Annotated in this window: 20 protein-coding genes; 17 read left to right on the top strand and 3 right to left on the bottom strand. The window is 58.0% G+C overall.

Annotation, left to right across the window (positions count from 1 at the left end; translation table 11 throughout):
* Positions 1-4: 4 nt before the first annotated feature.
* From tuf to HTT03_RS10005, 5 genes are all read left to right on the top strand, one after another.
* Positions 5-1,180, top strand: a complete 1,176-nt coding sequence (gene tuf, locus HTT03_RS09985) for an elongation factor Tu (RefSeq protein ID WP_174859657.1) — start codon at positions 5-7, stop codon at positions 1,178-1,180.
* Between the two features lie 681 nt (positions 1,181-1,861).
* Positions 1,862-2,182: a 30S ribosomal protein S10 gene (rpsJ, locus tag HTT03_RS09990; RefSeq protein WP_093927152.1), complete on the top strand. Its 321-nt coding sequence runs from the start codon at positions 1,862-1,864 to the stop codon at positions 2,180-2,182.
* An 18-nt stretch (positions 2,183-2,200) separates the two neighbouring features.
* Complete coding sequence (gene rplC / locus HTT03_RS09995) at positions 2,201-3,079, top strand: 50S ribosomal protein L3 (protein ID WP_174859658.1); 879 nt, start codon at positions 2,201-2,203, stop codon at positions 3,077-3,079.
* A complete protein-coding gene (gene rplD, locus HTT03_RS10000; protein ID WP_174859659.1) occupies positions 3,076-3,693 on the top strand; it encodes a 50S ribosomal protein L4 in 618 nt (205 codons plus the stop codon). The genes rplC and rplD overlap by 4 nt, the downstream gene beginning before the upstream one ends.
* On the top strand, positions 3,690-3,986 hold the full coding sequence (locus HTT03_RS10005; protein WP_007118833.1) for a 50S ribosomal protein L23: 297 nt from the start codon (positions 3,690-3,692) through the stop codon (positions 3,984-3,986). Before rplD ends, HTT03_RS10005 begins: the two co-directional genes overlap by 4 nt.
* Before the next feature lie 32 nt (positions 3,987-4,018).
* On the opposite strand, the gene HTT03_RS10010 is transcribed toward HTT03_RS10005, so the two are convergent.
* A complete protein-coding gene (locus tag HTT03_RS10010) occupies positions 4,019-4,444 on the bottom strand; it encodes a DUF1801 domain-containing protein (protein WP_174859660.1) in 426 nt (141 codons plus the stop codon).
* A 165-nt stretch (positions 4,445-4,609) separates the two neighbouring features.
* Here HTT03_RS10010 and HTT03_RS10015 point away from each other — a divergent pair, with 165 nt between their 5' ends.
* The 8 genes from HTT03_RS10015 (at position 4,610) to rplP (ending at position 10,556) form a co-directional block, all read left to right on the top strand.
* Entirely contained in the window at positions 4,610-5,641 is a 1,032-nt protein-coding gene (locus HTT03_RS10015; protein WP_174859661.1) for a fatty acid desaturase family protein, read from the top strand.
* A gap of 250 nt (positions 5,642-5,891) precedes the next feature.
* Positions 5,892-7,061, top strand: coding sequence for a PRC-barrel domain-containing protein (locus HTT03_RS10020; protein ID WP_174859662.1), 1,170 nt, complete (start codon positions 5,892-5,894; stop codon positions 7,059-7,061).
* Positions 7,062-7,338: 277 nt separating this feature from the next.
* Complete coding sequence (locus HTT03_RS10025) at positions 7,339-7,545, top strand: cold-shock protein (protein WP_174859663.1); 207 nt, start codon at positions 7,339-7,341, stop codon at positions 7,543-7,545.
* Positions 7,546-7,913: 368 nt separating this feature from the next.
* Positions 7,914-8,756, top strand: coding sequence for a 50S ribosomal protein L2 (gene rplB / locus HTT03_RS10030; RefSeq protein WP_067267965.1), 843 nt, complete (start codon positions 7,914-7,916; stop codon positions 8,754-8,756).
* Positions 8,757-8,759: 3 nt separating this feature from the next.
* On the top strand, positions 8,760-9,038 hold the full coding sequence (rpsS, locus tag HTT03_RS10035) for a 30S ribosomal protein S19 (protein ID WP_007118838.1): 279 nt from the start codon (positions 8,760-8,762) through the stop codon (positions 9,036-9,038).
* Between the two features lie 3 nt (positions 9,039-9,041).
* On the top strand, positions 9,042-9,422 hold the full coding sequence (rplV, locus tag HTT03_RS10040; RefSeq protein WP_067267968.1) for a 50S ribosomal protein L22: 381 nt from the start codon (positions 9,042-9,044) through the stop codon (positions 9,420-9,422).
* On the top strand, positions 9,422-10,129 hold the full coding sequence (rpsC, locus tag HTT03_RS10045; RefSeq protein WP_174859664.1) for a 30S ribosomal protein S3: 708 nt from the start codon (positions 9,422-9,424) through the stop codon (positions 10,127-10,129). Before rplV ends, rpsC begins: the two co-directional genes overlap by 1 nt.
* A gap of 13 nt (positions 10,130-10,142) precedes the next feature.
* A complete protein-coding gene (gene rplP, locus HTT03_RS10050) occupies positions 10,143-10,556 on the top strand; it encodes a 50S ribosomal protein L16 (RefSeq protein ID WP_007118841.1) in 414 nt (137 codons plus the stop codon).
* Positions 10,557-10,630: 74 nt separating this feature from the next.
* Here rplP and HTT03_RS10055 read toward each other — a convergent pair whose 3' ends face one another.
* Positions 10,631-11,203 carry an NYN domain-containing protein gene (locus tag HTT03_RS10055; protein WP_174859665.1) on the bottom strand — a complete coding sequence of 191 codons (573 nt, stop codon included), beginning with the start codon at positions 11,201-11,203 and terminating at the stop codon, positions 10,631-10,633.
* A gap of 148 nt (positions 11,204-11,351) precedes the next feature.
* Between HTT03_RS10055 and HTT03_RS10060 the strand changes: the two genes are divergently transcribed.
* Complete coding sequence (locus HTT03_RS10060) at positions 11,352-11,555, top strand: hypothetical protein (protein ID WP_174859666.1); 204 nt, start codon at positions 11,352-11,354, stop codon at positions 11,553-11,555.
* Positions 11,556-11,832: 277 nt separating this feature from the next.
* On the opposite strand, the gene HTT03_RS10065 is transcribed toward HTT03_RS10060, so the two are convergent.
* Positions 11,833-12,453 carry a TIGR02466 family protein gene (locus HTT03_RS10065; RefSeq protein ID WP_174859667.1) on the bottom strand — a complete coding sequence of 207 codons (621 nt, stop codon included), beginning with the start codon at positions 12,451-12,453 and terminating at the stop codon, positions 11,833-11,835.
* Positions 12,454-12,634: 181 nt separating this feature from the next.
* On the opposite strand from HTT03_RS10065, the gene rpmC reads away from it, so the two are divergent.
* The 3 genes from rpmC to rplN all read left to right on the top strand — a co-directional run bounded on the left by rpmC (position 12,635) and on the right by rplN (position 13,530).
* A complete protein-coding gene (rpmC, locus tag HTT03_RS10070; RefSeq protein WP_007118846.1) occupies positions 12,635-12,838 on the top strand; it encodes a 50S ribosomal protein L29 in 204 nt (67 codons plus the stop codon).
* 14 nt (positions 12,839-12,852) lie between these two features.
* Entirely contained in the window at positions 12,853-13,098 is a 246-nt protein-coding gene (gene rpsQ / locus HTT03_RS10075; protein WP_067267977.1) for a 30S ribosomal protein S17, read from the top strand.
* 63 nt (positions 13,099-13,161) lie between these two features.
* Positions 13,162-13,530, top strand: coding sequence for a 50S ribosomal protein L14 (rplN, locus tag HTT03_RS10080; protein WP_005621870.1), 369 nt, complete (start codon positions 13,162-13,164; stop codon positions 13,528-13,530).
* Positions 13,531-13,532 lie beyond the last annotated feature (2 nt).

Consider the following 13,532-nt stretch of genomic DNA (forward strand, 5'->3'; position numbering starts at 1 on the left):
CACCATGGCAAAGGCAAAGTTTGAACGTAACAAGCCACACGTCAACATCGGCACAATCGGCCACGTTGACCACGGTAAAACCACGCTGACCGCGGCGATCACCAAGTATTTCGGTGACTTCCAAGCGTATGACCAGATCGACGGCGCGCCCGAAGAGAAGGCCCGCGGCATCACCATCTCGACCGCGCACGTCGAGTATGAGACCGAGAACCGTCACTACGCTCACGTCGACTGCCCTGGCCACGCTGACTATGTGAAGAACATGATCACCGGTGCCGCGCAGATGGACGGCGCGATCCTGGTTGTGAACGCGGCCGACGGCCCGATGCCCCAGACCCGCGAGCACATCCTGCTCGGCCGTCAGGTTGGCATCCCTGCCATGGTCGTCTTCATGAACAAAGTTGACCAAGTCGACGACGAAGAGCTGCTTGAGCTGGTGGAAATGGAAATCCGCGAGCTGCTGTCCTCCTACGACTACCCCGGCGACGACATCCCTGTTGTTGCAGGTTCCGCTCTGGCGGCGATGGAAGGCAACAAGCCCGAGATCGGCGAAGAAGCGATCAAGAAGCTGATGGCTGCTGTGGACGAGTACATCCCGACGCCTGAGCGCGCCGTGGACCAGCCCTTCCTGATGCCCGTCGAAGACGTGTTCTCGATCTCCGGTCGCGGTACCGTTGTGACAGGCCGTGTTGAGCGTGGCGTGATCAACGTTGGTGACGAAATTGAAATCGTCGGCATCCGCGACACCAAGAAAACCACCTGCACCGGTGTGGAAATGTTCCGCAAGCTGCTGGACCGTGGTGAAGCTGGCGACAACATCGGCGCCCTGCTGCGCGGCGTTGAGCGTGACGGCGTTGAGCGTGGTCAGGTTCTCTGCAAGCCCGGCTCCGTGACACCGCACACCAAGTTCGAAGCCGAAGCCTACATCCTCACCAAAGAGGAAGGTGGCCGTCACACGCCGTTCTTCGCGAACTACCGTCCGCAGTTCTACTTCCGTACAACTGACGTGACCGGCACCGTTCAGCTGGCAGAAGGCACCGAGATGGTCATGCCCGGCGACAACGTGTCCTTCGGCGTTGAGCTGATCGCACCGATCGCCATGGAAAACGGCCTGCGTTTCGCGATCCGCGAAGGTGGCCGGACTGTTGGCGCGGGTGTTGTGTCGAAGATCACCGAGTAATCGGAACGGTCGGCCCTTGGGGCCGTCTTGGAAAAACGAAAGGCCGCAGCGTTTGCTGCGGCCTTTTGCTTTGTGGGGAACGGGGGTTCTGCGGAGCCCGCAGGAGACAGGGAAGTAGCCGTATTGTTCGGTGGTGATTGAATGTAGGCGGGGTGCATTGCTACGTCGGGAGCGGTATGGCTTTGCGCATTGGTTCTAAGAAATCGGTGGGTTGTGAGCGAACGGGCACGCGCTGTCACGCCGCAAGCGGCATGACCTTGTACTGGCTTCGAAAACTGAGCGGGTTATGATCGAACGCGGGCGGGGTGCGCTGTCACGCTGCGCACGCAATGACTTTGTGCACTGGTTTTCCAAACTGGAGCGGTTGGTGGATGAACGCAGACCGAGTACGCTGGCACGCCGCGAGCGGTATGGCTTCGCGCATTGGTTTTCCAACGGGTTGTGGTTGAACGCAGGCGGGGTGCGCTGTCACGCCGCAAGCGGCATGACCTTGCGCACTGGTTCTAAAAACACGAGGGTTTTTAGAACCCTCTTGCTCCCCGCTCTGATTCCCCCTATAGGACGCCCATCACCGGGGTGCGTCAGACGCGCCCCGTTTGATTTGATACCAAGGCGTGATGAGGGGGCCGGATGAGCCTGCTTCCTCCAATCCGTTGAAATCCCAAAACAAGGGATATGCATATGGCCGCTCCAAGCCAGAACATCCGCATTCGCCTGAAGGCGTTTGACTACCGGGTGCTCGATTCTTCTACACAGGAAATCGTTAGCACCGCCAAGCGCACAGGCGCTTCGGTCCGCGGACCCATTCCGCTGCCGAACAAGATCGAGAAATTCACCGTTCTGCGTGGTCCCCACGTTGACAAGAAATCCCGTGACCAGTTCGAAATCCGCACGCATAAGCGTCTGCTGGATATCATTGATCCGACCCCCCAGACCGTGGACGCGCTGATGAAGCTCGACCTCGCCGCTGGCGTGGACGTCGAGATCAAGCTGCAATCGTAAAGCTGGGAGGGTAATCATATGTTGCGCTCAGGCGTTATTGCAAAAAAAGTCGGCATGACCCGGCTGTTCATGGAAGACGGCAAGCAGATCCCTGTGACCGTTCTCCAGTTGGACAAGCTTCAGGTTGTCGCACAGCGCACCGCAGACCGTGACGGCTACACTGCCGTTCAGCTCGGTGCCGGTACGGCGAAAGCCAAACGTACAAGCCAAGCCATGCGTGGCCACTTCGCTGCCGCGAAAGTGGAACCCAAGCGCAAGGTTGCTGAGTTCCGCGTCGACGCGGATGCGATGATCAACGTGGGTGAGGAAATCACCGCTGACCATTACTTTGCAGGTCAGTATGTTGACGTGGCAGGCACTTCGATCGGTAAAGGTTTTGCCGGTGCGATGAAGCGTCACAACTTCGGCGGTCTGCGGGCGACACACGGTGTCTCCATCAGCCACCGTTCGCACGGCTCCACAGGCCAGTGTCAGGATCCCGGCAAGGTTTTCAAAGGTAAGAAAATGGCCGGTCACATGGGCGCTGCCCGTGTTACCACGCAGAACCTCGAAGTCGTCAAGACCGACAGCGCGCGTGGCCTGATCATGGTGAAAGGCGCCGTTCCTGGCTCCAAAGGTGGCTGGGTCACCGTCAAGGATGCGGTCAAAAAGCCGTTCCCCGAAGACGCGATTCTGCCCGCCGCTCTGAAATCTGCCGCTGAAGAAGCCGCCAAAGCCGCCGAAGAGGCCGCCGCCGCAGCCGCAGCAGAGGCCGAAGCCGAAGCCAAGCGTTTGGCCGAAGAGCAAGCCGCACAGGAAGCCGAAGCGCTGAAAGCCGCAGAAGCTGAAATCGCAGCTGAAGGTTCGGATGCCGACAATTCCGATGCCGACGCTGACAAGAAAGAAGGTGACGCATGAAACTCGATGTCATCAAACTCGACGGTGGCAACGCCGGGTCCGTAGACCTGGACGAAGCCCTGTTCGGCCTGGAGCCGCGTGCCGACATCCTGCACCGCGTCGTGCGCTGGCAGCGTAACAACGCGCAGCAGGGTACGCACAAGGTCAAGACACGGTCCGAGACCAGCTACTCGACCAAGAAGATCTATCGCCAAAAAGGCACCGGCGGCGCACGCCACGGTGACCGGAACGCGCCGATCTTCCGTAAGGGTGGTATCTACAAAGGTCCCACCCCGCGTAGCCACGGCCACGAGCTGACCAAGAAGTTCCGCAAGCTGGGCCTGCGTCACGCGCTGTCCGCCAAAGCAAAAGCCGGTTCTTTGGTCATCATCGACGAAGCAACGTCCGAAGGCAAAACAGCCGCATTGGCCAAGCAGGTGTCTAACCTGGGTTGGAAGCGCGCGCTGGTCATCGATGGCGCTTCGGTCAACGAGAACTTCGCACAGGCCGCACGCAACATCGAAGGTTTGGATATCCTGCCGTCGATGGGCGCAAACGTCTATGACATCCTCAAGCGTGACACTCTGGTGATCACCAAAGCGGGGATCGAAGCATTGGAGGCACGCCTGAAATGAGCGCCAAGCATGAACACTACGACGTGATTCGCAAGCCGATCATCACCGAGAAAGCAACCATGGCGTCCGAACAGAACGCTGTCGTTTTCGAAGTGGCGATTGAAAGCAACAAGCCCATGATCAAAGAGGCCGTTGAGGCGCTCTTTAACGTCAAGGTGAAGGCCGTGAACACGTCCATCACCAAAGGCAAGGTCAAGCGTTTCCGGGGCCAGATGGGCCGCCGTAAGGACGTGAAAAAGGCTTATGTGACGCTCGAAGAGGGCAACACAATCGACGTCTCCACCGGGCTGTAAGTTTCTGTAAAAGATTTAAGAAGGGCCTCCGCTTAGCGGGGGCCTTTTTTGTTTCGGCGGTGGTAGGTCAGCGCCTGAGCGATCAGGAGCGGCAAGGGGGTTTTGGCGATTTGAGTCTGCGCATCGAAGAGCACGGCGCGGTTGCCCTCATAGGTGAATGCATCAGCAAAAACCGCACGCGCGTCTGAAATCAGGGTTGTTTGGCAGTGCACGAACAGAGCATAGCCACCTACTTTTGACGGCCCCAGTCGCAGGGGGGTGCCAGATTTGCTTTCTGAGGTGAGATAGGCTGGTTGGCCCCATTTCAGGGTCTCTTCGATGGGGCCCACGTTTTCGGCCTCTGCCACCTCGAAAATCAGTTGGCGGATTTCCAGTAAGCCGGGGCGCACCCTGGTCGGGAAGGCCGCGAATGTGCGTTCAACGGCATCACTCTGGAAGGGCGGGTTGGGCAAGGGCATGTGCAAGCTTAAGTCCGGCAGCCGGTCAGATCAATTATCCCCGTCGGTCATATACCGGCTATTTATAGCCGCATGGGCGAAAACCCGTCTTTAATACTCAAGGGATAAGTTGCTTGCTGCGTACATTCCTCTACAAGGCTACAGACAACGATAAAAAGCAGATAGATGTCCCACAAAAATGTATCCCCTGACGCGCCTTCGGACGTGTCGAACGCGCGCGACTGGGTCCGAGTGCTGGCCCGTTACCGCGAGCCGAACACTTGGCGCAGCAGTTTTGAACTGGCGGTCACGCTTGGCCCCTTCCTTTTGCTCTGGGCGCTGGCTTGGTGGGCGCTTTCGGTCAGCGGCTGGCTGGCGCTTGGCATATCCATCGTCAACGCGGGTTTCCTGCTGCGGCTTTTCGCGATCCAGCACGATTGCGGCCATGCGGCCTTCTTTAACAGTCGCCGGACCAGCGATTGGGTGGGGCGTATTCTGGGGGTTTTGACGCTGACGCCATATGACGTCTGGCGCCGCACACATTCGATCCACCATTCCTCGGCTGGCAACCTCGGGCGGCGCGGCATTGGCGATGTTCATACGCTCACCGTGGCAGAATACCGTGCCATGGGGCCGCTTGGGCGGCTGCACTACCGGCTTTACCGCAATCCCATCGTGTTGTTTGGTTTGGGGCCGAGCTATCTGTTCTTCTTGCAGAACCGGTTGCCGATCGGGCTGATGGCCAAGGCGCGGTATTGGCTGAGCGCCATGGGGACGAACGCCTCGATCTTGGTGGCGCTGGCGGTGATCTTTTACTTTGGTGGCATCATGCCGATCCTGCTGATTTTCGTGCCCAGCACCCTTCTGGCGGCAACGGCAGGGATGTGGCTGTTTTACGTTCAGCACCAGTTTGAGACGACCCATTGGGAAGAGAACCAGAACTGGGATCTGCATGACGCCGCCTTCCACGGCTCTTCGCACTATATCCTACCGCGGCCTTTGCAGTGGCTCAGCGCGAATATCGGCATCCACCATGTGCATCACCTCTACAGCCGTATTCCCTTCTATCGTTTGCCTGAGGTGCTGCGTGATCATGCGCCTTTGGCCGAGGGCAATCGCATGACCATTCGCGAAAGCCTTGCCAACGCGCGGCTGCATCTTTGGGATGAGAATACCAAAAGGCTTTTGTCCTTCGCGCAGGCGCGGCAAGCAGTCTGAGAATAACTTCAAAGCCGTAGCGATGTTGCAGCCCCCGTTTTTGCGGGGGCTGTTGTCGTTTGGAGGATGGGACAATTTCGCGGTTTATGCGTTCGTGCGGTGGAGCCTAAACCGCCATGCAGCGAGCCGCACAAAAGTTCCGAGAAAATAGGTAGTTTTTCTTTGGAACAGAGCGGGAATTTGCCTGTTGTTCCCCCATGGAAGAAGGGGCGGGCGACCGCTTCACAAGTTCACTTATGGGAGAAACCTTATGATCAATTCTAAAGCACTTATGGCTGGCGTATCTGCTGTCGCTCTTTTCGCCGCGGCACCAGTACTGGCACAGGACGCGACCGAAGACGTTGAGCAGACAATTGAGCGGAACGCTGAAGCAGACGCTGAAATGGAAAACAGCGCTGCCGACGCGAATGCAGAGGTTGAAGTTGACTCTGATGCGGCGACCACTGCCAATGTCGCGGGCGGTCAAGTTGTCGTCGAGCAGGAAGACGCCAACGTCGACGTGAAGGTGCCGGAGCCTGATGTAAACGTTTCGCAGGAAGCGCCTGTTGTGACTGTTGAGCAAGCGCAGCCCGAAGTCACCGTGCAGGTGCCAGAGCCGACTGTACGCGTACAACAGCAAGCCCCTATCATCACCGTTGAGCAGGCGCAGCCACAGGTGACTGTGCGTATCCCCGAGCCTGTTGTAACTGTTCAAGTGCCGAAGCCGCAGGTAGACGTTGACACAGGTGAGCCGATTGTCGATCTGGAGCAGCCAGAGCCCGTCGTGAAGTTCGTGCGCCCTGAGCCCAAAATCACCATCGAAGAAGCCGAGCCGCGGGTCACTGTTGAGCAGGCGGAAGCAGATGTGAACGTCGCTGAATCCAATGATGCGAAGGTGAACGTCCAGCAGGAAGAAGCCAACGTTAACGTTGAGCAGAGCGAAGATGCGAATGTGGTGGTTGAGGAAGCTGACGCGCCCGAGGTTCAGATCGAAGGGTCTGAAGAAGCTGAAGTCAACGTAGAGCAAGAGCAAGCTCGTGTGCTGATGGAAGACTTTAACGCTGACGAGCAAGGCAATATGGCCGAAGAAGACCGTGCCCGCTATCAGGAAAACGTTCAGCGCCTGCCGATCTTTAACCTGACCGCCGAAGAACTGACCGGTCGCAGCGTTGCCACCGAGAACGGTGAAGACGTAGGCGAGATCGACTTCATCGGCGTGCGTGGCGACACCGTTGTTGCAATCATCGGTGTTGGTGGTTTCCTTGGTATGGGCGAAAACGAAGTTGCCATCCCAGTTGAGAAACTGATCATGCGTGAAGACGAAGTGATCGTACCCGGTGTCACCGAAGAGCGTCTGGAGAGCATGCCAGAGTTCAACGAAGCCGAAGTGCAGATCCTTGATCCTGGTATGCGTCTGGCCGAAAGCATCGGCCTCGACTAAACTCAAAACAAGTTTCTTGTGAGTAAATGAGAGAAGGCGCTTCGGCGCCTTCTTTTCGTTATTGACAGGATGCGTTGCCACCCGGCGGCGGGAAACCGCCACCAAGTTGCTATACACCAATCAATTGTCTTGCTTTGTGCGCCCGCTGTAGCGATACAGAGCCTGCGACGTTACTACACTATCGATTATTCTGCTCCTTACGGCTCAGTCTGACGATCTTTCACTGACTTAGCCGATCTGCCGCATTCCGCGGGCAGTTTTATTTAGGAGTACGACGATGGCCAATGGCACCGTCAAATGGTTCAACGCAACTAAAGGTTTTGGTTTTATCGCGCCCGAGGGCGGCAACAGCGATGTGTTCGTGCACATCTCTGCCGTTGAGCGCGCCGGCCTGACAGGTCTGGACGACAACCAGAAAGTGACCTTCGACATCGAATCCGGCCGTGATGGCCGCGAGAGCGCGACGAACCTCGCACTGGCATAAGCCGGTCGGGTGCCGTAAGGCGCTGATGTGATAATTGCGGAAAGGGGCGTATCGGTTGCGATGCGCCCTTTTTCTTTGCACTGGCTGATAGGGCAGGGAGGGCAGAGGAGTTGGCAGGCTTCGGCACAGGGGGCAAAACATCTCTCCCTTACCGCTTGACCCCCCGCAGCTTCCCCCCTATCAGACCCCATCGGCTCAGACCCCGGATTCGTGCGGGGTTTGGCTATTTGAACGATCCCGGTGGTTGGGATGTCAATTTCGCGAGAAATTACCGCCCGCCGCCACTCCTACAGGGGACCTTCGGGGCCCTACAACCAACGCGCCTTCGTCTTGATGCGGGCGTGCCAAGCAAACGGAAGACAGAGAACATGGCACTCAAGTCGTACAAACCGACGACGCCAGGCCAGCGTGGACTGGTACTGATCGACCGTTCGGAGCTGTGGAAAGGCCGCCCGGTCAAAGCCCTTACTCAGGGTTTGACCAAATCTGGCGGTCGGAACAACACCGGACGAATCACAATGCGTCGTACAGGTGGTGGTGCAAAGCGCCTCTACCGTATCGTTGATTTCAAGCGTAACAAGCTGGACATGTCCGCTGTTGTCGCGCGGATCGAATATGACCCCAACCGGACCGCTTTCATCGCACTGATCCAGTACGAAGACGGCGAGCAGGCCTACATCCTGGCCCCCCAGCGTCTGGCCATCGGCGACAAGATCATCGCCGGCGCCAAAGTGGACATCAAGCCCGGTAACGCGATGCCTTTCTCGGGCATGCCGATCGGTACGATCGTCCACAACATCGAGATGAAGCCCGGCAAGGGCGGTCAGATCGCACGTGCCGCCGGCACCTACGCCCAGTTCGTGGGTCGTGACGGTGGCTACGCTCAGATCCGTCTGAGCTCGGGCGAGCTGCGTCTCGTGCGCCAGGAATGCATGGCCACCGTCGGTGCCGTGTCCAACCCCGACAACTCGAACCAGAACTACGGTAAAGCGGGCCGCATGCGTCACAAGGGCATCCGTCCTTCTGTGCGTGGTGTGGTGATGAACCCGATCGACCACCCGCACGGTGGTGGTGAAGGCCGGACCTCTGGTGGTCGTCACCCGGTTACCCCTTGGGGCAAGCCGACGAAGGGTGCCAAGACCCGCAACAAGAACAAAGCGTCCAGCAAGCTTATCATCCGCTCGCGTCACGCCAAGAAGAAGGGGCGTTAATCAATGGCTCGTTCAGTATGGAAAGGTCCTTTTGTTGACTCTTATGTCCTCAAAAAGGCAGAGGCTTCCCGCGAGGGCGGCCGTAACGAAGTGATCAAGATCTGGTCGCGCCGCAGCACGATCCTGCCCCAGTTCGTGGGCCTGACGTTTGGCGTGTACAACGGTCATAAGCACATCCCTGTTAACGTCAGCGAAGACATGATCGGTCAGAAGTTCGGTGAGTACTCCCCGACTCGGACCTACTACGGTCATGCCGCCGACAAAAAAGCGAAGCGGAAATAAGCCATGAGCAAGGATAAGAATCCCCGCCGCGTGGCAGACAACGAAGCAATGGCAAAACTGCGCATGCTTCGCACCAGCCCGCAGAAACTGAACCTGGTTGCAGCTCTGATCCGTGGCAAGTCCGTGGACAAAGCGTTGACCGACCTCACCTTCTCCAAGAAGCGGGTCGCGCAGGACGTGAAGAAATGCCTTCAGTCCGCGATTGCCAACGCCGAGAACAACCACAACCTGGACGTCGATGAACTCATCGTGGCCGAGGCCTATGTCGGTAAGAACCTGACCATGAAGCGCGGTCGCCCGCGGGCCCGTGGTCGGTTCGGCAAGATCATCAAGCCGTTTGCCGAGATCACGATCAAAGTGCGTCAAGTTGAGGAGCAAGCCTGATGGGTAACAAAGTCAATCCGATCGGTATGCGTCTTCAGGTGAACCGCACCTGGGATAGCCGCTGGTACGCCGACACCAAGGATTACGGTGATCTTCTGCTCGAAGACCTCGCAATCCGCGACTTCATCAAGAAAGAGTGCCACCAGGCCGGTGTTGCCCGTGTGATCATCGAGCGTCCGCACAAGAAGTGCCGCGTCACGATCCACACTGCACGCCCCGGTGTCATCATCGGCAAGAAAGGCGCGGACATCGAGACGCTGCGCCAGAAGATCGCCAAGATGACCAAGTCGGAACTGCACCTCAACATCGTTGAGATCCGCAAGCCCGAGCTGGACGCACATCTGGTTGGTGAGAGCATTGCACAGCAGCTGGAGCGCCGGGTGTCTTTCCGCCGCGCCATGAAACGTGCCGTGCAGAACGCCATGCGCATGGGCGCACTGGGCATCCGCGTGAACCTCGCGGGTCGTCTTGGTGGGGCCGAAATCGCGCGTACCGAATGGTACCGTGAGGGTCGCGTGCCGCTGCACACATTGCGTGCCGACATCGATTACGCACATGTCGAAGCGGCCACCGCTTACGGCATCATCGGGATCAAGACATGGATCTTTAAAGGCGAGATCATGGAACACGACCCCGCCGCGCGTGACCGTAAGGCACAGGAACTCCAAGACGGCCCAGCACCTCGCGGTGCCGGCGGTCGTCGCTAAGGGGGAATGAGAAATGCTTCAACCAAAGCGTACTAAATTCCGCAAGCAGTTTAAGGGCTCGATCAAGGGTCTGGCAAAGGGCGGGTCTGACCTGAACTTTGGCACCTACGGCCTGAAGGCACTGCAGCCGGAGCGGGTTACAGCCCGTCAAATCGAAGCGGCACGCCGCGCCATGACGCGTCACATGAAGCGTCAGGGCCGTGTCTGGATCCGCATCTTCCCGGACGTACCGGTCACCTCCAAGCCCGTCGAAGTTCGTATGGGTAAGGGTAAAGGTTCCGTCGACTTCTGGGCAGCCAAGGTCAAGCCGGGCCGCATCATGTTCGAGATCGACGGTGTCGGCGAAGACGTGGCACGCGAAGCCCTGCGTCTGGCAGCCATGAAGCTGCCGATCAAGACCCGGGTCGTGGTCCGCGAGGACTGGTAAGCCCGTCGCCCCGAAAGGGGTGATTGCGAAATGAAAAGAACCCCCGCCGAGTGATCGGTGGGGGTTTTGCTTTGTCAGGTCATAGCTTCAGTCTTAATGTCGAGCCACAGCTTGCCATTGCGGTAGCCGCCTTTGACCAGATGCCCCGGTTCGCGGATTTCCGGATGCGCCTCGACCCAATCGCGGAACTGATCCCGACTGACGATCGGCCCCCCATAATCGCGTGCCGACTGTAAGATGTATGGATCGGCCGGGTTGCCTTTTGGCACGACCATCACCTGATCCACCGGGAGATCAAGCTGACAGCCAAAGGCTTTGTCATGCTGGTAGCGACCAGCAAGCAGGTAGCCTGCGTTCGCGTCGAAGACGACGCCCGGCGCATAGCCGCGCAGCCGCAGTTCATCGACAACTTCGCGCACCGCGCGGATATCGGGCGCGCCGGTCTTCCAATGCATGACGTTGGAGCCATCAACGATGATAAACTTCTTCCGGTCCTGTTTAGAGCGGCGCAAAGCCCGCAGGAGGAGGACTGCACTGGCGATAACGCAGGGGACGCCGAGTAGCATAAAGTCCTGTAGGTTGGGGAACATCGATGCTGCAATGGTGAAAACGAAGGAGCCGATGAGTAAAACAAGGGGGGTAAACATATGCGGGAATTCTATAATAAGTGATGCGAGTATATGAGCCTCTAGCAAAAACCTGCACCCGACAAGACGCGCCATGGCACATGCGCTGGCTATCATGTTCGACAGGCGCTAGCGGGTTCTTATCTCGCGGCAGGAAAGGCCCAGTCCTATGAAGCACGTCCCGAAGCCCAATACCGACGCAGACTTGATCCGCGCTTTTCTCGATAAGGGTGGCGAGGTGAAGAAGGGTAAGACCAAGCCGATGCCCTCCGATTTGGGACTGAGTAACAATCAGTGGGGCAATAAGCTGACGAAAGAAGAGAAAGCGGCGGTCAAAGCTCAGGAAGAGGCGGCAAAGAAGGCGAAGAAGTAGGAACAGTCCCAGGATCAGGCCGCCGACGCCGGGCCATCGTTTGCCCGCGTCTTGCCGGAGGCGAACCCTAAATTATAAACGCAGCTTTGATGCGGCGGGTAGGCGATTTTGTGAGGCCTGACGCGACATTGGGAGCACACATCAAGGTTGACCTATAAAGAGGCAAGCCGCGGCGGATCGCCGACCTGCGGGCAGGCAATGGCCCTCGTGACAAACATTGAATAATGCTAGGCTAGTGCCCTCAACGGCACCTTACCCCAATCGCAGCCTCAAGATATTATGCCCAGTTGTAGTTGAAACTCACCGATACCCGATCTTCCTCGATCATATTCATCGGCACCTCATGCCGCAGCCAGCTTTCCCACAGCAGAACATCCCCAGCCTCAGGCGCCACGTAGATAAAGGGCCGTAACTCCTCACGCGCCTCCTTCACCCGACCGGGGGCCGCCATCATCATCGGGAGGCGCGGGTCTTCAAAGCGGATCGCGCTGGCGCCTTCGGGCATGGTCACATAGGTCGTGCCGGAGATCACCGAATGGGGATGGATATGCGAGGTGTGAATGCCGCCTTCAGGCAGGATGTTCAGCCACAGCGAGTCCAACACCAGCTTGCGGTCGCCGAGATCGAATCCGAGATCTTTGGCGAAGGCGGCGACATGTTTGTCGAGCACTGCGACCAGATCCTTGAAGATCGGGAAGCGGTAGGGCAGGTCATCGAGCGAGGCATAAGACGTGTAGCCCGCATAGCCGTTCTCCTCGCACCAATCCTGACCGGCCTCGTCATCCTCAGCGATCGAGAAGCAGGAGGCGGCCAGTTCATCGGTGTCGATGGGTTTGCCGTGGTCCGACAGGGCGGCGTGATAGAGGCGGGTGGCGAAAAGCGATTTGATGTTTGACATGGGCCCGTCATACGCCGAACATACCCTTATCGCCAGCCTATTTGCGCCAAAAGCGCGGATGCCGGCCAACGGGGGTTGCCTTGTGTGACCTCAGCGCGTATTGGCACCTTTCATCATGAACTCCACCAGAATCATGGTCACCCTGACAGGGGCCTACTGGTGATGTTGAAAGGAAGAGGCCGTGAAAGCCAGCGAACTGCACGACAAGACGCCGGACCAGCTCCGCGACGAACTTGTGAACCTGAAAAAAGAATCTTTTAACTTGCGCTTCCAGCAGGCCACCGGCCAGCTCGAAAACCCCGCACGTCTGAAGACTGTTAAGCGTGACGTGGCCCGTGTCCACACCGTGCTGAACCAGAAAGCCGCTGCTGCGGCAGCCGAATAATAGGAGCCTGAAACATGCCCAAGCGTATCCTTACAGGCACCGTGACATCGGACGCCAACGCACAAACAGTTTCCGTATCCGTAGAGCGTCGCTTTACGCATCCGGTTCTGAAAAAGACCATCCGTAAGTCCAAGAAGTACCGGGCTCACGATGAGAACAACACGTTCAAGGTGGGCGACACTGTGCGCATCATCGAATGTGCCCCCAAGTCGAAAACCAAACGTTGGGAAGTTTTGACTTCGGACAAAGCCGAAGCCTAAGCCCCTTTAACGAAACCCTGGGATTAGGGCCGCATCGCCCCCCAGAAGGTCGGGAGAAACCAAATGATCCAGATGCAGACCAACCTGGATGTTGCTGACAACAGTGGCGCGCGCCGTGTTCAGTGCATCAAGGTCCTGGGTGGTTCCAAGCGTAAATACGCTTCCGTCGGCGACATCATTGTCGTGTCGGTTAAAGAAGCCATCCCTCGCGGTCGTGTGAAAAAGGGTGACGTCCGCAAGGCCGTCGTCGTTCGCACCGCCAAAGAAGTTCGTCGTGAAGATGGCACCGCCATTCGCTTCGATCGCAACGCTGCTGTTATCCTGAATAACAACAACGAGCCTGTCGGCACCCGTATCTTCGGGCCGGTTGTTCGTGAGCTGCGTGCGAAGAACTTCATGAAAATCATCTCGCTCGCTCCGGAGGTGCTGTAATC

It is taken from the genome of Sulfitobacter maritimus (assembly GCF_013346665.1).
Taxonomy (GTDB): domain Bacteria; phylum Pseudomonadota; class Alphaproteobacteria; order Rhodobacterales; family Rhodobacteraceae; genus Sulfitobacter; species Sulfitobacter maritimus.